The organism is Vibrio lentus, assembly GCF_002875945.1.
GTDB classification, from domain to species: Bacteria; Pseudomonadota; Gammaproteobacteria; order Enterobacterales; family Vibrionaceae; genus Vibrio; species Vibrio apostichopi.
Genome location: NZ_MCZK01000018.1, coordinates 1 through 19849 on the forward strand (window position 1 = coordinate 1; position 19849 = coordinate 19849).

Genomic DNA, 19849 nt, shown 5'->3' on the forward strand with positions numbered 1-19849 from the left:
ATTACGCAACAAAGCCATTATGGTAACAACCAGTACCAGTGAACACTCTAACACTTATTCCCGACGCTTAAGAACAACGCCCATTTTCTCGCCGAACGCGAGGGTTAGGTACATGAAGATTTCATCATTATCGACGACCCATGACTTACCCGAAACCAAGCTACCCGTTCGTGGCAACTCGCGATTTAAATAAGCTTCTAGTGCTTCTTTGTTAGTATAATTCAGCTCGGTTAACGAGAAGGTGATCTTTGAGTCAACTCGTCCTTGAACTTGGATATTGCTGGTTACGCTGGTTTGAAACGGTGTTGCAGAATCCGATTTAGGTTCAAAAGTGGTAATTAGCCGCGCACTCTCAGATTCGGGGGCATCAATGATGAGTTGAGTCCTGATGCTTAATGAGCGCTCGCCATAATTAACGGTCGTGTGTCCACTCCAAAAGCCAGTAAACGGTTTAGTTGGCGTGTAGTTTAGTTGGAATAATAGGTAACCAAACGCGACACAGGTAGCCCACATCACGAGCACTTTATAGTGTTTGGATTTTAATTGCATAAGGTCACTTGTTCTTGGTAAGCACAATGAACGGTTTCTTCATCGTCTTTTAAGTAGATGGCCATAACCTGTTGGTCTTTGTCGATAACCACTGTTGGTGTCTGGGATAGTGTATCTATGTGTTGGTTTTCTGCTTCGACCACTGAAACTTGTTCTAGATAACGTGCCGACGGAGCGAATGAAGAGCCTAGTCCGTAACCTACCGCTACTGCCAATAAACAACCGATTACAGTCACCGCCCCAAAGCGTTGTAAACGACTTTCATCACGAGGCTGAATCTTACTCTTGTTTACACGGTTCAGTTCCTCGACTTTGACGTCAACAGGATCGAAATCACCGTGCTCAACAGCTAAATACTTTGCTGGGATTTCTGGCGAAACATGGGGGTGTTCTTCAATGAGTTTAGGCGCTATTGCTAATAAGTATCCTTGCTTGGGAATAGTACGAATAAGTGAGCGTTGGTCGTCTCCCATAGCTTTTCTTAAGCGTTTGACCAGTTGGTTAATCGTCGCATCCGTCGCATAGGTGTTTTCATACAGCTCTTGAACGATGTTTTCACGAGAAAGCACTTCAGGAACCTGTTTGATCAATGCATTCAGCAAAGCGGATTCTTTTGCTCTTAATCGAGTGAGGTTATTGTCTTTAGACAAAACCCCTGATGTTGATGAATACAAGTATTCACCAATTAGGTAAACAGGTGGTTCTAAAGTGAGTTTGGTCATAGGTAAATAGCTGAATAGAAACTGATTTTATTATCGCATTTTAGTCATTATATCGCCACCAAGTCTGAATCTATGTCGGCAAGCTGATTTTTAGTAGGTGTTAATGTCCTTGATTGTATTCAAACAATAGTAAGAAAGTAATGTTTAAACCGCTAACTCTAGGAGCTAACGGCTTGTTTTAGTATCAATATAATACGAGATATTTTGCTAGTTCGATTGAGATTTTACTGTGAAGATGGCTAGAAAGCGTAGTTCAGTGACGCTGACAGCAGCCATTCACGGTGCGTGAAGAAGTCGATGCTAGAATCGTTCTTTCGCGTTCCGGTGAAGGTTGCGACGCTCCAGTTTTCCCAACTGCCTAGATCTTTGTACTCATAGGCGATGAATAACCTGTAACTGTTGTCTGCACGGCTGCGGTCAAATATTGGGTTGTCTGTACGATAGTCACTGTGAGCATAATTACCAGTCACCGCTAATGCGTAAGAGCTCGATACAAAAAAGTACGAGGCTTCAACAGCGTATCGACTGTGTTGGTTTGCTTTACCTTCAGAATCATGAAAGGTGTAGCTTAGTCCGTAATTGATGCCAGATTGAGGGCTCAGCATTGATAAGTACTGGGCTTTGATGAAATAAGCTTTGCTATCACGTTCTAAAAGCTCATCGGAAACATGATCTTCTTCGACGTCAGCGTAGGCGTAAGCCATATCTAGTGAAATGTTGGTTTGTGCAAGGTTGCTTAATTTCATTCGCACTGCACCACCATCGACATCGGTTTTTTGTCTGCTTTCGTTAACGTCGTAAGGGTTTGTCCAAACTTCCCCTGGAATAACCGTTGGTAGGTAGGCCAAATCAAAGGTGGTACCGGAGTCTAACTGTTTTTGGTATCCGAACTCGAATGCCAGCGTACCAACCGATAAGTCATCACGAGAAGTACCCATGTATAGGCGGTGATCTCGTTCTTCACCAAAATCAAAGTTAAGAATACCTAGGGGAGTGAAAATGGCTTTGTCGCCATCATCTCCACGGTTTGAGTCTTCGCCTAGGTTTGGGTTACCTTCTGTATAAAGGTTGGAATCAGAATGGGTATAGAGGGTAGCAAAAAGAATCTCGCCACTGAATTGGTCCCACTCTACAGCATGTGCATTGTTTACTGTTGCTACAGAAGTCAGGGCAATTAAAGATAATTTTATCGCGTTCATAACAATCTCAATAGTAGGCTTACCTTAAATCATCCTTGTTGGTGTTTATGAGAATTCCGTCCTTTAAATCGATTCTTTAGACATGAAATTCAATAAATTAAGCACCTATCGTTAACGTTGAAACCGTTTGATGAAGCTCAAGATGTTCGTTTGAATTCATGAATTGGAAGTGAATTATTCACGGATGATGGAGGTAAAGCTAACAACAAAAAGTGACGTTATATCTTGAATTCAAGCTATTGAATTTATTGAGTAATTATTTTTTGTCACTTTTATATCGTGACTAGATGAGTGCTTGTCTAAAGGTGATTTAGCTATTTTTAGATGTTTGATTAAGCAAATAGAAGGGTGTTTGCGTGCGGGATAGGACTTTGCATGTGGAGTATTGAACTCGCGATCGCATTGATCGCGGTAGGTGGAATGATGAAAACTTGGATGGTCGAGATAGGGAGAGTATAAAGTTTAAGACGACGTCACAGCCACTGAGAATAAATATGATGCTATTTTTCGAATACATACCCCTGGCTTGTGATATAAGTTTACTATGTTTTGGCGGTCTTATATTGTCACTAATCCTACCTAGGGTAACGATTATCGTTAGAAAACTCGACTAAGGATGGTTAAATAAAGGGTTTTATTGGTATGATTTTTTAAGAATATCAGTTCGAAGTTCTTTTTTAGTTTAACTTTTTTCTTTTCAACTAGATTATTATGCTTGTTGTTTTACACGTCGCTATAACAATAAAACATCAATTTTTATGTGATGTATTGTTGTTGATTATGTTTAAATCTTCATAAATTTGTATAATTACATATGTTTTATTGATGGGTTTCATCGCCCAAGTTTAATTGTGTTGTCCCACATCAAATCCTCAAATATTAGTTCGTAGCCTTTGGCGGAAAAGGTTGTGCGAATTTTCCTACATTCGTTCATTAAGTTTTAAATAACAGTAACTTATTGTCATAAGCGGGTTGTTGCCTAATTTGACAAATTAGATGTCAAGTTTAGGATGTCCGACCTGTTTTGTAGGAAAGTTACATGTTGAACTATAGAAATACAATCGTATTTATTGCCGTTACTTTGGTGTGCTTTGTCATTCCAGAGACTACCGTCGCATCTGAAGAAAGAGACGATAAAATCGTTGTTGGCGTGCTCGCAAATAACAATCATGATCAAGGTGGTAAATTTGAGGCTATTTATGGTATCAGCTTAGATTACCTATCAAATATAAGTCATTTCCTAAATCTAAAATTAGAAATTAAGCATTACGGAAATATCCCTGAACTGCTTGATGATGTCGAAACCAACAAAATAGATGGCGCATTAGGGTTTAGTAAAACAGCTGAAAGAGAAAAGAAGTTCTCATTCTCAGAACCTATCTTCTCGACGACTCTGGCCGTTTGGTACCGAGACGTATACCTGAAGAATCAAAACCAAGACCAACTTACATGGGCGTGTATAGACAAAAGTGTGTATTGCCAACTTGTAGAGAAGCGTGGCGCTCAGAAAATCTACAGAGCTAAGTCCCGTGATGATGCATTCGACGCGGTATTACAGGGCAAAGCTGATGCGCTGGTCACTACCTATGTTTCAATTAACGAATACCTCGATCATAAAGATGTGATGAGAGGGGCTGTTGATGTGCCTGTTTGGTTGCCTGAAGAAAAAATCCGCTTTATTTCGAGTAAAGACAACTCAGAACTCATTAAAGACATCGACTCAATCCTCTTATGGGAAGTTGAAGGGCGTGGCATTCGCTCAGTGGCCTCAAAGAACCCTTATCATGTTAGCGACAAGCTTATTTCTCAATATAAAGCACACCAAAATGGTAAAGATGTGATCACCTACAGTTCGAGTGGTGAGGCGTATCCGTTTCTGTTTGAAAACGAAAAACAACAACTCGACGGCATGCTGGTGGAGTATCTTGCACTGGTTTCTGCACGTACAGGGCTAGGTTTTGATTATGTCGTGCCTGAGTTGAACCTAGAATCCAGTTACACCTCTTATAACGCAGATATTGTTCCTGTGCTGTATCGCGATAGAACTAAAACTAAGGCTGCACAATGGTTAATCACCAAACCTTTTATGCGTGCTAGTTTTACCAAAGTGACACACAACGAAGCCAACAATACGCTGCAGACAGATAAGAAAGGCATTCTTCTTAGTGTCAGCAAACAAGGGATCATTAATGTCGGTGAGCGTGAAGACCGAAATCTTACACGTTATCGAGATATGAAAAAGATCCTTGATGATTTGAGAAGTGGTGAGATATCAGCCGCGTATGTACCGAATGATATTACTTACTCAATGATTCTAAATGACTCATCTGAAGGGCTCTCATTTGACCAAGATGAAGGCATCACTTATTCAATTGCCTTTGCTGTGTCTAAGAAAAATGTCGAGTTAAAGAATGTATTGAATAGCATTATTGATACGGTGAGTGTTGAAGAGATAGAAAAACTGCGCCGTAATTATCGTAAATTCGATTTAGTTTACGGTTACGACAGCAGCAATGTGAACAAGTTTGCTGCTTTGGTATCGGTCGTGTTTGTGACTCTCTCGTACCTTGGCTACCTAATATTGGTGAATCTGCGTTACAAAGTCAGGCTTGCCGAGTTGAACGCAGGTAATGAAGAGAAAGAGAAAATCTGGCTCTCTGAGATCATTCAAGAGATCAACAATATCGTTTTTATTCATAACGATAAGAACGAGATATTGTTGAGCAATTGTCCGAAGTTCCAATCGAATGAATGTCAGGTTTGTACTATGAAGTCTCAGGCAACCGGATCTTCGTTAGTCGGCAATCAGATTGAGATCAAAACCATTCTTGACGGTGACAGCCTTAACGACACCCATTTAGCGAAAGATTGCCGTTTGGATATCTCCCATGTTCACCGAGAAAGCAAAACAATTGCTTCGTCGAGCAGTGACAAGCGTTTTATTCTGACTTCTCTGCTCGATATTTCTGCGCAGAAGAAGCGTGAGAACGCATTAATCAAGGCTGAGAAAGAGGCCAAACTTGCGGTTGAAGCAAGAGAGAGCCTACTGACAACCATGAGTCACGAGTTACGCACCCCTTTATCTGCGGTGCATGGGTTACTCGACATCATCAAGATCAATACAGGTAACGACAAAGACTGTCATTTGGTCGATCAAGCCATTCGTTCTCTCGACCACTTAAATAAGCTGGTGGATGGTGTCCTGGATTTGTCGAAGATCGAATCGGGTGTACTGTCTGTTAAGGCCGAAAAAATCGAACTTTTGCCCCTTCTTTGTGACGTTTTCAGAACCTTTGAACCCATTTCGAAAAGTAAGAACCTACAGTACTGCGTCGAGATTCACCCCTTTGCTTTTCGTTGGGTGATGGTCGATGGCATTCGTGTTTCTCAAATACTGACGAACTTGCTATCGAATGCCGTGAAGTTCACCTCGGAAGGCGAGATCAGTGTTGTGGTTGCCGCTGTCGATGATCAGTTAATTGTCGAGTTAACGGACACGGGCATTGGCATGACACCCATGCAGCAACAACAAGTACTGAAACCCTTCGTACAGGCTGATGACACCATAACCCGACAGTTCGGTGGTACCGGGCTAGGGCTTAGCATTGTTGACCAACTCCTGCAATGCATGGGTGGTGAGCTTCATATTGAGTCTGAACTGAGTCGCGGTACCACGATTAACGTGTCTATTCCGTTTGTCGTAAACGAAAATGAAGGCAGTGCAGATTATGAAATGCGAGATCTGACTTACTCACGCGACCTACCGGATAATTTGAAAGGTTGGTGCCACGAGTGGAGGTTGACGGAATCCGATAATACGCCGGATCTGAGCATCACCCGTAGCTCTCAATCTAACCATGTTGATATGACCTTTCGCCGAGGTGTGAATGATCTGGTCACAATTGAACATGAACAATTGAAATACCCAGACAGTCTGTTGAATCTGATAGTGAAATCAGATGAGCACGCCATCAATGTACCAACCCCGAAAGCGGTCAGGGAATGGAAGCATGGCGATGTACTCATCGCAGAAGATAACCCAATCAATCAAAGTGTCATGACGTTACAAATGAATGAGATCGGCATCAAACCTGTATTTGTGGATAACGGTCTTCAAGCGTGGGAATACATTAATCAGAACTCAATTAAATTACTGCTTACTGATTTCCACATGCCCGAAATGGACGGCTATGAGCTCGCCAGCAAGATTAAGAACAGTGACCAGTTCAAAGATATTGTTGTGATTGGTATCACCGCGGAAGACACACGAGTTGCTCGTGACAAGACCAAAGATATCGCGATCGATGACATTCTTTACAAGCCATACAGTGTTTCCAAGTTGTTGGATATTCTAGAGAAACATGCAACGCCTTTGAGCCATGCGCCAAGTTGGTTAGAGCGATTCGACAAAGATGATGCGATTGCGGTTGCCAATGTGTTCATCAATACCATGAGCGAAGACGTAGCGAATCTTGACATCAATTCGCCAACCATCAACCGAACGCTTCATCGAATAAAAGGAGCGTTAAACGCAGTCGGTGTAAATGAAATTGCTGCGTTGTGTCAAGACGTTGAGTGCTGTGAAGCGAAAGCGAATACAGAAAAATTAAGGAAGCTAGCTAGGGCCATTGAGTCAGAAATTGAATTTACAAAAGCGTGGTTAAAAGCCAATGAATACTAATCTCGAAATCATGATTGTTGATGATCATCCCATTCACCTGATCTTACTCAAGCAACTTTTAACTAAGCTAGGTAGCAAGGTTACCGTTTTTGACAATGCATTAGACGCTTGTGAGAGCGTGGCTGAAAAGAAGTACGACATTATCTTTTGTGATATCCAGATGCCGGTGCATGACGGGATAGACATGATGTTTATGTTGGACGAGGCGAATTACCAAGGCAACGTGGTGTTAATCAGCTCTGTCGAACTGACGGTGATCTCGGCGATTCGCGCGATGTGTGAAGGTTTCCCATTTGATGTGTTGGACATCATTGAAAAGCCATATACCCAGAAATCGATTGAGGATGTATTGGCGATGAGACTTAAATCGACCAATAAACCTTTCCCTGCAAGAAAGAAAATTGAGGTGACTGATGAAGAGTTTTTGGTTGCTTTGGCAAAAGGGCAAATACAGAACTATTACCAGCCGAAAGTGGACTTTGTCACGGAACATTTGTCGGGTTATGAAGCGTTGGCTCGCTGGGTTCACCCTGAATATGGCGTGCTAACCCCAGACGTGTTCTTGCCTATTGTCACGCGATGTCAGTTATCTGCGGAGTTGTTTGATACCGTTTTAAATAACGCATTAGATGACATTAAAATTCGAAATCTAGATAAGAAAATCGCCATCAATGTTGATCAGTTTAATCTAGAAGATAGCGACTTTGCACAAACGTTTATCACTCGATGTTTAGAGCGAGATGTGAGTCCTTCGGCTTTCATTATCGAGATCACCGAGCGTGACACTTACCGAAACAGCGTGTCTTTGTATAAGAACCTCACCAAGCTCCGAGTGAATGACGTCACGGTATCAATTGATGATTTTGGTACAGGCAACTCGACATTGGAAAAATTAGCTCAATTGCCGTTCAATGAAATGAAGATTGACCGTTCATTTGTCTTTGAGATTAAAGATGATCAAAAGAAGAAAAATATCGTTTTATCAATATGTGGCTTAGCGAAAAGCCTAGGTATCAAGCTTGTTGCTGAAGGGGTGGAAGACCATGAAACGTGGTCTTTGTTAAAGGAGTACGGTGTTGAGGTTTGTCAGGGATATTTCGTCTCTAAGCCATTGCCGTTAGAACTTGTCCAAAAAATAGATATAGAGATCAAATGAACTGTTTAATCTTCGACGACCATCCCTTGGTATGTATGGCGATCAAATCCCTGGTTGAATCTTCACCGCACATCGCTCAAGTCAACGTCGCTTCAGAATTGAAAACTGCCAATGAGTTTGTTCGAAAGTCGAATATCGACTTACTGATCCTTGATGTGAATTTGAATGACTGTGATGGCTTCGATTTCTATCGTCGAATTAAAGCACATGGTTTTAGAGGAAGAGTGGTGTTCTATTCAGCAGAAACCAGCGCTTATTACAGCGAAATGGCATTTAAAGTGGGGGCGAATGGGTATGTATGTAAGTCAGAGCACTACGACGTCCTCAAAGACGCGATAGAGGCCATCGTGAAGGGTTACTCATTTTTTAAAGAGATTAACGACCCGAAAAAGGCCAAGCAACCCCTTAAGCTTTCTGCTCGTGAAGCGACCGTTGCGAAACTGTTGTTGAAGGGAATGACAAATAAAGACGCGGCTGAACGGCTCTCTATCAGTGAGAAAACCATTAGTACTTACAAAAGAAGGATGCTTACCAAGTACAGCGTTGACAGTATTGTTGAGTTGTCGAGAGTAATTGAATTATGACTGCTAAACGAATCATCAAACTCATGCCAAAATTTAAAGTAGCGACGATTTCGTTGACCTTTTCTTCACTGTCCTTTTTATTGTTTATCGTAAGCTTCGGTACGGTGGCAATAAACAACGATATTAAAGAGTTTGATTTAAGTACGTTGCAGTTAGATAGGCATAAAGACAACTTGGTTCTGTTGGGCTTGTTTACAGAATCTCAGATAAATCAAACGTCAGGCGAGAGAAGTCATGACTTTGATAGCGTTGATGAGGTCAACTTTGTTGATAGTATTTATCCTCTAGGGGACCCTGAATTAAACAAAGCAGAAATTGCAGTTAGACATTTGATGCATCAAATTTCTTTGTATAAAAACCTAGGTGGTATCGACGATAATTTTGTCTATTTCTATCGTTCGTATTCTGGTTCAAAGTACATATTCCCGAATAAATTTGAGAACTTCACACCCTCTGAATCGTATCTGTCAGGAGACATATGCCTTGGAAGCGAGGTATGTTCAATTACCGCCAAAGAATATCAATTGGCGGATAGGGTGATCATATCGGCGCCTCATATTGGGCTGATCAGCCAAAATGAAATCATTTCGATTGTAACCCCAGTTTATGATGAAGGGGTCATCATTGGCGACTATGTGTTGAACGTCAACATTGAACTGTATGTAAGCGATGGTTTAGATGTGGGTTATGAGACTAAGAATGACGTCAATAATTTAATCGTGACGTACCCAGGTTACCCATATTCCTATCTGAATTACAGTAAGACGACCGTTGCCGACAATAGAACCACCTATACGTATCGATACCCTTATTCGAAGTTACTGATTGATTATTGTTGGGTGTTTGTCGTGATGTTCTTAGCGAGTCTTAATTATCTGTTTTATGTGAATAAAGCCAAGATTACCAAAGATGAATTGGTGGATGCGAAACACACGGCGCTCAAAGATGAGTTAACGGGTTTGTACAATCGACGAATCTATAATGAGCCGTCATTCGACCAGGCTGTACGGGGTAAGCCTTGTTCGATTATCGCTATCGATGGCGACAGGATTAAGAAGATCAACGATAACCTCGGACACAGCTGGGGAGATGAGGTAATTCAACACATAGCCCAATCAATGAAAGATGTGTTTCGTCGCGATGACTTTTTGGTCAGAGTCGGTGGCGACGAGTTTATCGTCATAATGCCGAATTGCAGTTTTGAAAACGCTAACAAAGCGTCGGAAATTTTGAAAAAACAAGTGACCGAATCTAAAGTGGCTTCATTGGGTTTTGATGTATCGGTGAGTGTTGGCGTCGCCTTTAAGGGGGCGAGTGAGTCGTTGGAAAGTGTGCTCCATAAAGCCGATGAGAAACTCTATGAGCAAAAGGCACAACGTTGATTTAACGATTGTTCATCTAACGAAGCGGTTCAGCGGTTCAGCGGTTCTACGCGGTGATATGTTAGATGAAAGTCATATCTAGCGGCTGGTGGAAAGGATAACGTCAGCAATGGCTCGTTTCCTTGTATTGACTAAACTTAGATATTAACGTGTATACGTTTGATAAGTTTATGAAATGACAATGAAGGGTTATTGCTGTGAATAAAGATTTAGATCTGAATCTTCTACGTATCTTGGTGTTGTTGGATAAACACCAACAACTGAAACCCGTAGCTAAGATTCTAGGCAAGAGCGAGGCTTCAATCAGTAAGTACCTTGCTCGCCTTAGAGATCAACTTGGCGATGAGTTGTTTATTCGACACGCCCACCATTTCGAAAGCACAGACTTTCTTAAAAAGCAGCTCCCGCTCATTCAAACAGGGTTAGACAACCTTGAATCTTGCATGGGAGCAAGCGCCTTTGATCCTCTAACTTACGATAGATCTATTACCATATCGATGCCTCAAGTTGCCCAATACTTCCTAGGTGAAGCTATATTGGCTGACCTTTTCGAGTTGTTGCCCAATGCTTCTATTAATATCGTAAGTCCAAGCGATCAGCCAATCGAGAGTATTTTAGACGGTAAAGTCGATGTGTTTTTGCATCACTTTAATGAAGACAGTCCTAAGAGCATCTATCAACATTCCGTCGGCTCACTGCCTGTTGGTTTGGTTCTTCCCGAAGAAATAGACCTTGATACATTAGAAGAAGCCTTGTCATTACCTTTTATTTTGCTGGAACTTAAAGGTTGGAAGGGGTCGAAGCAGGTGGTACGAATGATCCTAGAAAAGAAAGGGTTCGAGATTGATTCGAAAGTGACTGTAGGGGATATTGGCCTGTTACTCGGATTATTAAAGCGCCGTAACAGCGCTACAATAATGATGAATTTTGGGCGACAGATTGATGGTTTCAAATTCATTGAAGTGCCAGAGTCTTTCTATTCAGCGGGTCGACCTAAAATAGCGGCATACATCAAACAAACGCATCGTCACAATGCACTCCATCAACTGCTCATTGGTGTGATAGAGAAAAACTTAAATCTAGCTAAATAACCTATGTTCGAGTACGTCAACACCAACACTCAGTAAACCGAACGCGTAGACGTTCAGTCGACACCGCCGCTAAATGTTGTCTGTGAGTTGAACCAGTTCAACGATTGAGTTGGCTCTGTATTTGCTCAGGATACGTGTTTTATAGGTGCTGATGGTCTTGGCACTTAACGACAGCTTTTCTGAGATAAGTTTGTTCGAGTGCCCTTGAATCAAGTACTGAAACACGATCGCCTCTTTATTGGATAGCTTGGTACTTTTACCGCTGTTCTTTTGATCTGATTTGAACAACGAGTATCCCTTCATAATACTGGATAGGGCGAAGCGAATTGATTCATGGCTTTCGCTCTTACTCAGGAATCCGTTGGCACCTAATGATAGAGCGGCCTCAGACAAGCTTGAGTTATCTAAAGAAGAAACAAACAACAATTTCCCTTCGTAACCGTGCGCCTTGATTATCTTCGCGAGGTTCATACCATCGTTGTTTGCTAGTGTCACATCGAGAACAATCAAATCAATGCTCTGGCTATTCACTAGCTTAAGAATTTTGTCGGTATCGGTAGTTTTATAGAGATCTTCAACATTTAGCGAGTCCATGATCAACTCGGCGAGTGCTTCTCGGTAAAGAGGTTGTTCATCTATGATTAGAACGTTCTGATTTGTCATAAGTCACCTACATTATTGCTATGTGACATCCTGTCTCTTTGAGTTCTAAGCTTGTGATAAGCGATAATTCTATGTAAAAACATAGAGGTTAGGGTGAAAATGACATTTTAACATTTTGAAAATCAGGTGTTTAGAAAGGGCGCGCGTTACTACTTACTTAAAGATAACGTGACTAATAGGTCGCTCGACCTCGTGCTTTATACAGTATTTGGTTGTAATTTATACTGCTCAACTCTTCTTTAGTATGTAAGTTAACCAATACGTCATTGCACTTGTTTATTTTGATACGAATATCGTGTTTACCTTCATAGGGAGTGCTGAGCAAGGCTGAAAGTTTGATAATTGCCAAACAGGTCTTTTTCGAATGCGGCAAAAGGTTATGAATATCGAGATAGTAATCGAGCTGTTTGTCTTTTGTTAGACGATCCGACGATTTCATGAGTATCATTTCTTTTCTGATATTACTTAACTGAAGCTGTGATGCCTGTAAGCGTTCTTTAAAGCCATTGAGCATATGAATTTGACTACGAATAATACTCGGGTGTTGGTCTTTATTAATACTGTCTTCCAACCTTGTTACGAATGTCGGTGTTTCGCTTAAAAATGAACACTGTTCCAATAAGAAGCAAAGGTGGTAGAAATCATAAAAATGAAACTCAGAGGTATAATTGAGTGCTTGTTTGATACTTAGCGTTGCGGTTTTCAGGTCACCTTTGATCAATCCAATGTGCGCAGAGATGAGTTTATCCTGAAGAATAAGCTCTGGCGTTTTTCCGATATCATTGAGAATCGAATTGTATGAAGCAAGCTGCCTTTCAAACAGGTTTATTGAACCTCCAAGTAGTTGTTTATAAAGAAAGGTACGCATGTAGTTAATCTTTGTATAAAACCCGCCACGAAAGGTATTAATGTTCTTCTCGTAATACCTTTTCATATAAGTGAATGCGTCTTGATAAGCGCCAGCAGCGATTGATAAATTCGCAATCACCAACTCACGATGTGCGCCCGCATCAAGTAACATCGCTGACTGTTTCAAATGATCTATCGCGTTGGGCAGGTCTTCTTCAATCGAGTATATGTTCGACATTTCGTCGTGAAAGTATGGGTTGTTCTTTTTAGATTTTACTAAGTTGAGGATTTCTTTGGCCTCATCTACTTGGTCTGTTTCAATGAGCGTGCTCGCTAGGCCGGTTTTAATCCAGTCCAAGTCATCTTCTTCGAGTAAGCTTTCATACTCTTCTTGAGCTTTATTAAACTGCTTACTTTTCAGAAGGGCGGAGGCCTTGTACTTTCGGATAAGCTTAGAGTACTCAGGGTGAAATGGCTGAAGCTCGTCGCACTCACGCACAACACCAGCAAAATCGAATTCGGTTAACTTCTCAAAGATCGGCGCGAGGACCACTTTGCGATTTAAGGATGAAAATATCCGTTTAATAAAGAACTGTTTATTAAAGGGTTTAAGTAGGTAGTCGTCAGGGTCTGAGTCCACAATAGATCGCACGACGTTGTAATCATTTTCACCGGTAAGGAACATAAAAACCGTCGTCGATTTCAAAATTCGAGCGTGTTTGAGTTCTTCCAGCAGTTGGTAGCCCGTCAATTGGGTTTGAAAGTTGTAGTCACAGATTATAATGTCAAACGAGTTCTGGCGGCATTGATGAATAACATCGAAAGGTTTGTATGCATAAGATATGGATTCAAAGCCGATTTGGCGCAAAATTGTGGTTACACTGCTTGTAACCAGTCGAGAATCGTCTGCAACCAGTACCGTATATTTCTTTATGTCGTTATTCATTATTTTGACTGTTGACGAAATTTAGCTAATTGTAACAAATAGAAAATAGCTAAAAGTATCTCAGAGTGAAAACAAGAAAAATCCTACAATGATTCGATTAATTTCCTACGCCATTAATATTAAGCCAATCTTCAATTGACTCAACACTGTGTGAAATTAATTTAATCGTATTGAGGTTTGTTTGTTCGACATTATTATTTCCTGCTTTCAATTCATTCTCTTCCACTTTGATGAGCTGCTCTAGTGGGAAGTGTCCGATTGAAGAAAGACCACCCTTTATGCGGTGTATGATTTGCAAGCTTGCTGCGCGCTCAGGCTTTGTATCCCTGAGTCGCTCTAAGTCTTCTTGCATGACGCTAACGTAAACCTCAGCAAGGTAAACTCTTTGATCGCTAGGGTAGTTATTTAACCAATCGATATTATTGGATTTACTCGGTCTAGATTGCATAAGAATATTGATTGAGATATTGGAAAGAAAGGGTATCTATTATGGTCAGTTAATGGAAATACGTCAGACTTATTGAATTAATGTGATTAATATTTAAAGTGTATATTGGTAGGTGGCTAGGTAGAAGTATATTTAATGTGGGTGAGAAAATAGAGTGTTCAATAAAATGGGTAGTAGAAATTAAAAAAGACCATTAACGCTAAATGCTAAACGTTAAATGGTCTTTTTGTAGCAATACTGATCTAATCGTCAGTACGTTCAATCAAATTCATGACCGATCTTACGTCACGAATTTATAGCGACTTCTCGATAGCGATTAGGAAGCGAGCAATGTCTTCAGCACTAATATCACGGTGAGTAACAAAGCGAACTGGATTACCTGGTGACATAGTAATGCCTTGTTCACCTAACTCACGTGCGATGCGGTTAATATCCACAGACTCATCTAACTTAGCGAACACGATGTTCGTTTGAATGAAATCAGGATTAACATAGAAGCCTTCTAGTTTACTAAGGCCAATAGCTAGGTTTTTCGCGTTCTCGTGGTCAGTTTTTAGTTGAGCAACGTTTTCAGTCAGTGCCATCTTACCTGCTGCAGCAAGAATGCCTGCTTGACGCATACCGCCACCGACCATTTTACGTAAGCGACGTGCTTTGGCGATGTACTCTTTGCTACCAAGCAGCAACGAGCCAATCGGCGCGCCTAAGCCCTTTGATAGACAAATCGTCATAGAGTCAAAGTGCTGTGCGATTTCTTTAATATGGACATCCAGTGCAGCGGCAGCGTTATAAACGCGCGCGCCGTCGAGGTGCATTTGCAGGCCGTGTTGATTTACGAAATCACGAGCTTCTGCCAAGTATGACATTGGCAGTACTTTGCCATTAATGGTGTTTTCTAAGCTCAGAAGCTTGGTGCGAGCGAAATGGCTGTCGTCTGGTTTAATTGCAGCAGCAAGCTTTTTAAAATCTAACGTGCCGTCTGGGTTGTTTTCAATTGGCTGAGGTTGAATAGAACCAAGTACCGCGGCGCCGCCAGCTTCGTACTTGTAGTTGTGCGCTTGTTGGCCACAAAGATATTCGTCACCACGTTCACAGTGCGCCATTAAACCAAGTAGGTTAGCTTGCGTGCCAGAAGACGTGAACATAGCGGCTTCAAAGCCAGTCTCATTCGCTGCCCATTGCTCTAGTTCGTTTACGGTTGGGTCATCGCCATAAACATCATCACCCACTTCTGCGTTTGCCATTGCATCACGCATAGCTTGTGAGGGTTTAGTAACGGTATCAGAACGAAAGTCCATGTTTCTCTCCTAGAGTAACTTTAGGTAGTCATATAAGTGGCTATAGATAGCCACATAGTTGGGCTTTACTTAAACAAGCGATAGTTTTGGTATCGGTAATTTGATCGTGTCGTATTTTGTCGTGCAGTTCATCTAAGCTCAGTTCGATCACTTCTATGACTTCATCTTCATCGCATTCAAAGCGGGTAGTGAGGCTAAGCTCTTTTGCGACGAACAGATGCTGTATCTCATCACAGAAACCCGCCAAAGGGGTGACTTGCCCTAAACTCTGAAAAGAAGTTGCACTGTAACCGGTTTCTTCTTCCAACTCTCGCTGAGCACATTGAAGAGGTGTCTCATCAATTTCCATCGTGCCAGCCGGTAATTCTAAAAGCCATTTTTTAAGAGAAGGTCGAAACTGGTTAATAAGGATAATTTTTCCAGACGCAGTAATAGGAAGAATAACGGCCGCGCCAGGGTGGTGTATTGTTGTGTGTTTTACTATGACATTCGTAGGGAGTGTCACGCTCTCTTCTACGAGAGAGATACTTTTCCATTGATGGATAACTTTATTCATGCAGTCTGGCCACATTCCTTGCCAATTTGTCGTATAACTGAAGACGTGCACCACCATAACGTCTATGGTGTCGAAAATAAAAGAAAAATTCGGTTTAGTGATAGGTTTCGTTTCACACCGTTCGTGATGCTACTCTCAAATTTGGAATCTATGATTACGCCAAAATTACAGTCGTAACCATCTGATATAAAGGCAACTCAATAAAAAAATACACTTGTAACAAAGTGCTAACAAATGTATAAAAACATATCTACACTCTCAACTGTTCATAGATTTTCGGAGTAACGCATGACCCCCTCTATTTCCTCACATGCTGACAAGGCGCTACTCTCTGAAAGAATCAACAAATTAGCGCATGCTCTCTCAGATGGCGTTTACGAAAGAGAAGACACCATCAAGCTTTGTTTACTGGCGGCTCTTGCTGGTGAAAGTGTGTTCCTATTAGGCCCTCCAGGTATCGCAAAAAGTCTTATCGCTAAACGACTCATTCAGGCTTTTGATAACAGTAGCTATTTCGAATATTTGATGACGCGCTTCTCCACGCCAGAAGAAGTGTTCGGTCCGCTAAGTATCCAAGAATTAAAAGACAACGGTCGTTATGTAAGATTGACTGAGGGCTACCTACCAACAGCGCAAGTCGTGTTCCTTGATGAGATCTGGAAAGCCGGTCCTGCAATCTTGAATACGCTGCTGACTGTAGTGAACGAAAAGACATTTAAAAATGGCGCAGACATCGAGCGTGTGCCTATGCGTCTTTTGGTATCAGCATCTAACGAGCTGCCAGACGAAGACAGCGGCTTAGAAGCACTTTATGACCGTATGTTGGTTCGCGTGTTTGTAAACCGTATTCAGAACAAACAAAACTTCAAATCAATGCTGACGACAGGCACATCTCAAGAAGCGGTGATCCCTAAAGGCTTAGCGATTACTGATATTGAATACCATCAATGGCAGAAAGAACTCGATAAGCTTGAATTGACGGATAACTCGTTTAACAAGCTATTTGAACTGAAAACCATGCTTGAAGAGACCGTTAAGAATCAGGGCTCATCATCAGAATCTGACTTGTATGTATCAGACAGACGTTGGAAGAAAGCGGTCAAGCTATTGAAAGCGAGTGCATTCTTCAGTGGCCGTGATAGCGTGAATCCGCTAGATATTATGCTTCTGCAAGATTGCTTGTGGCACAGCCCAGAATCACGCGATGTGGTTCGTAGTGTCGTCAAAGACTTTGCATTAAACCGAGCGTTTGATCAGCAAGAGTCGAAATCTCAAATCGAGATGTCACGTGAAGAGCTCGAAGAGATTCAAGAAGATGTTGAATCGACGCTATCTGTTTCGCTCTCTATGGAGTCAACCAGCGGCTTGTTGCGTAAAGACGTTTATCAGAATGACATCAAGAACGCCAAAATGTACAGCGTAGGCAGTGCATACAATCTCGTTAAACTGGTGATGTTGCAAAGCAATATGTCGGTTTCTGAATCTGAGAAAGGCGATAGCCGTTGGGTATACGTAGCCAAAGATGATTTTGATCGAGCGCTTAAAGAAGGCCACGGTGATATTTACGGTTACGTAAACGAAAACAAAAACCTATGTCGTTTAAAACTGGATTTGGACGCGTCGAACCAATTAGTGATTAAAGATATTGCGAATCGCTCAGTATTGGTGAGTGTGGTGACTACCGACGGTTTAGACCAAGAATTGTATAACAAGTGGTTGAGTGGTGCTGAGAGAGCGTTAGAGCAGTTGACTGAAGCTGAATTCAAGTTAAAAAGAGTTCGTACTGAATTCCATGATGCGTTGCCTCATAACTACATTGATCCTGATTTACCAAAGGCGATGGAAGCAAGTTTGCAAGCTGTAACGCAAGATCTTGAAACCACGAAAGTGAAGAGCAGCAAGATCGCACAGCGCATTAAGTTCATGAGTCAATACTTCGAGTAAGGGGAGAGCATATGTTAGGAGCAGACGGCTTAAACCTCGCTTTGATGGTGGCTGATTCAGGAATCATTGATACAGCGATGAATGATCTCATCGCTCGTTCTCAAGTCATGATGGCTGCTGAGAACAAAGGCGTAAAAACGTCGGTTAAAAACCACTTGGTTAAGTGGCGCGGTAAAGTGAAAAAACGCGTCACTAAGGTGTGTGAAACCGATCGATTCCAAGAAGAAATTGCACTGTACCAAGAGGTTATCTACTGGGATGAACCCCAGTTTTTTGATGAGATTGACAGTGTCATCAAAAAATTGGAATGGCACTCAGCGTTCTACCTTCAAGCAAGACGTTTAATGGAAAACAACAAAGGCGTTTATAACGCGATGTTTCCACACTACTTTTGCGACCAATGGTATCAATCACTATCAGAAGCGATCAAACAAGCGCAAGTAACCGAACTTGAAACCAGCAAAGAAAAAGTCTTAGCTGACCTTTATCAACGCATGGAAACCATGAAAAACATGGATAAAGTGACGGAGTCGGGTGATGAAGGCAGTGTAGGGCGCTTGTGGGACATGGCTTCGGCTAAGTTGAGCAAGACCGACTTAACAGTAATGAAGCGTCATGCGGAGTTTTTGAACAAGCACAAAGGCCTTCAAGAGATCGCTGAGAAACTAGGTCGTATGGCTGGCTTAGAAGACGATCCTTCTCTACACAAAGCCCCTGTAGAAGAGCTGCAGATGGTTGAAGAGAAGAGCGATGAAGCGGTTGATGATATTGTTGGGATTCATGAAAGTGATGACCTCAACAAGATGCTGCCGAACGAGACCATGTTCTTAGCGTACCCAGAACTTGAGGTTATCTTCTACAAACATTTGGCCGACAAGCGTTTACTTAGCTATCGTTCACAAGGTAAATCTCGAACGTTACGTAAAGTGAAAGCTCAGAAACCAGACAGCAAGTCTGTCGACATTGAAAAAGGCCCATTTATTGTTTGTGTTGATGCGTCGGGTTCAATGAGTGGTTTCCCAGAACAGTCGGCAAAAGCGATGGCTTACGCTTTGATGCAAATTGCCTTAGCTGAAGAACGCGACTGTTATGTGATTTTGTTCTCTTCAGAACACATTACTTATGAATTGACGCGACAAGACGGCCTACGTGAAGCCAGTGACTTCCTAAGTTACTCATTCCATGGTGGGACAGATCTTGAGCCAGTCCTAATGAAGTCGATTGATTTGATGATGGGCGACAAGTACAAGAACGCCGATTTGATCGTGCTTTCTGACTTTATCGCTCCAAAGCAGTCTGATGAAATGATTGCTCAAGTCGAGAAACTTAAAACGCACAAAAACCGTTTCCATGCAGTTAGTCTTTCTAAGTATGGTAACCCTCAACTTATGACCATGTTTGATCACTGTTGGTCGTATCATCCAAGCCTTGTTGGCCGCTTCATGAAAAAGTGGTAGTGCGCAAACACCTTAATTGAATCCAGTTTGCTGTATGCTTTTTGAATGAAAAGATCGAACATGCAGCAATTTGATTTAAATGTCAGCAAACAGAATTTAAATTCACATTTTTGTTTGACTATCTTCACTCAATCCGTAAAGTAGGCACCCGAACACAGCGGGGCTAACGTTTAGTCGGTTCTAACGTGTTGAAAAATGGCGCCTTGGCAGAGTGGCTATGCAGCGGATTGCAAATCCGTGGACCTCGGTTCGACTCCGGGAGGCGCCTCCATTCTCTTTCTTATTTAATTAATGAGAAATTAAAAGAATGAAATTGCGATACTA

The 19849-nt window shown here is 41.8% G+C and carries 15 protein-coding genes and 1 tRNA gene; 8 read left to right on the forward strand and 8 right to left on the reverse strand.

What is annotated here, in order from left to right:
* Nucleotides 1-54 precede the first annotated feature (54 nt).
* The 3 genes from BCT49_RS01925 to BCT49_RS01935 form a co-directional block, all read right to left on the reverse strand.
* Nucleotides 55-549 carry a hypothetical protein gene (locus BCT49_RS01925; RefSeq protein ID WP_102433928.1) on the reverse strand — a complete coding sequence of 165 codons (495 nt, stop codon included), beginning with the start codon at nt 547-549 and terminating at the stop codon, nt 55-57.
* Nucleotides 540-1271, reverse strand: coding sequence for a winged helix-turn-helix domain-containing protein (locus BCT49_RS01930; RefSeq protein ID WP_102433929.1), 732 nt, complete (start codon nt 1269-1271; stop codon nt 540-542). The genes BCT49_RS01925 and BCT49_RS01930 overlap by 10 nt, the downstream gene beginning before the upstream one ends.
* 239 nt (nt 1272-1510) lie before the next feature.
* Nucleotides 1511-2470 carry a DUF2860 family protein gene (locus BCT49_RS01935; protein WP_102433930.1) on the reverse strand — a complete coding sequence of 320 codons (960 nt, stop codon included), beginning with the start codon at nt 2468-2470 and terminating at the stop codon, nt 1511-1513.
* Nucleotides 2471-3509: 1039 nt separating this feature from the next.
* Here BCT49_RS01935 and BCT49_RS01940 point away from each other — a divergent pair.
* The 5 genes from BCT49_RS01940 (at nt 3510) to BCT49_RS01960 (ending at nt 11364) form a co-directional block, all read left to right on the forward strand.
* On the forward strand, nt 3510-7151 hold the full coding sequence (locus tag BCT49_RS01940; protein WP_102433931.1) for an ATP-binding protein: 3642 nt from the start codon (nt 3510-3512) through the stop codon (nt 7149-7151).
* Nucleotides 7141-8307, forward strand: coding sequence for an EAL domain-containing response regulator (locus BCT49_RS01945; RefSeq protein WP_102433932.1), 1167 nt, complete (start codon nt 7141-7143; stop codon nt 8305-8307). Before BCT49_RS01940 ends, BCT49_RS01945 begins: the two co-directional genes overlap by 11 nt.
* Entirely contained in the window at nt 8304-8891 is a 588-nt protein-coding gene (locus BCT49_RS01950; protein ID WP_102433933.1) for a response regulator transcription factor, read from the forward strand. The genes BCT49_RS01945 and BCT49_RS01950 overlap by 4 nt, the downstream gene beginning before the upstream one ends.
* Nucleotides 8888-10273, forward strand: coding sequence for a sensor domain-containing diguanylate cyclase (locus BCT49_RS01955; protein ID WP_102433934.1), 1386 nt, complete (start codon nt 8888-8890; stop codon nt 10271-10273). The genes BCT49_RS01950 and BCT49_RS01955 overlap by 4 nt, the downstream gene beginning before the upstream one ends.
* Nucleotides 10274-10470: 197 nt before the next feature.
* Nucleotides 10471-11364 carry a LysR family transcriptional regulator gene (locus BCT49_RS01960; RefSeq protein ID WP_102433935.1) on the forward strand — a complete coding sequence of 298 codons (894 nt, stop codon included), beginning with the start codon at nt 10471-10473 and terminating at the stop codon, nt 11362-11364.
* Nucleotides 11365-11433: 69 nt separating this feature from the next.
* On the opposite strand, the gene BCT49_RS01965 is transcribed toward BCT49_RS01960, so the two are convergent.
* The 5 genes from BCT49_RS01965 to BCT49_RS01985 form a co-directional block, all read right to left on the reverse strand.
* The gene (locus BCT49_RS01965; RefSeq protein WP_102433936.1) at nt 11434-12027 is read right to left on the reverse strand and encodes a response regulator transcription factor; all 594 of its coding nucleotides are present in this window, start codon (nt 12025-12027) and stop codon (nt 11434-11436) included.
* A gap of 172 nt (nt 12028-12199) precedes the next feature.
* Nucleotides 12200-13822 (reverse strand): response regulator, encoded by a 1623-nt coding sequence (locus BCT49_RS01970; RefSeq protein ID WP_102433937.1) that lies wholly within the window; start codon nt 13820-13822, stop codon nt 12200-12202.
* A 97-nt stretch (nt 13823-13919) separates the two neighbouring features.
* A complete protein-coding gene (locus tag BCT49_RS01975) occupies nt 13920-14270 on the reverse strand; it encodes an Hpt domain-containing protein (RefSeq protein ID WP_133151629.1) in 351 nt (116 codons plus the stop codon).
* A gap of 293 nt (nt 14271-14563) precedes the next feature.
* Nucleotides 14564-15568 (reverse strand): low-specificity L-threonine aldolase, encoded by a 1005-nt coding sequence (ltaE, locus tag BCT49_RS01980; RefSeq protein ID WP_102433939.1) that lies wholly within the window; start codon nt 15566-15568, stop codon nt 14564-14566.
* A 40-nt stretch (nt 15569-15608) separates the two neighbouring features.
* Nucleotides 15609-16124 carry an NUDIX hydrolase gene (locus BCT49_RS01985; RefSeq protein WP_102433940.1) on the reverse strand — a complete coding sequence of 172 codons (516 nt, stop codon included), beginning with the start codon at nt 16122-16124 and terminating at the stop codon, nt 15609-15611.
* Nucleotides 16125-16412: 288 nt separating this feature from the next.
* Here BCT49_RS01985 and BCT49_RS01990 point away from each other — a divergent pair, with 288 nt between their 5' ends.
* The 3 genes from BCT49_RS01990 (at nt 16413) to BCT49_RS02000 (ending at nt 19796) form a co-directional block, all read left to right on the forward strand.
* On the forward strand, nt 16413-18068 hold the full coding sequence (locus BCT49_RS01990) for an ATPase RavA domain-containing protein (protein ID WP_102433941.1): 1656 nt from the start codon (nt 16413-16415) through the stop codon (nt 18066-18068).
* Between the two features lie 11 nt (nt 18069-18079).
* Nucleotides 18080-19525 (forward strand): ATPase RavA stimulator ViaA, encoded by a 1446-nt coding sequence (gene viaA, locus BCT49_RS01995; RefSeq protein ID WP_017104711.1) that lies wholly within the window; start codon nt 18080-18082, stop codon nt 19523-19525.
* Nucleotides 19526-19722: 197 nt separating this feature from the next.
* Nucleotides 19723-19796 (forward strand) — tRNA-Cys (locus tag BCT49_RS02000).
* Nucleotides 19797-19849: the final 53 nt, after the last annotated feature.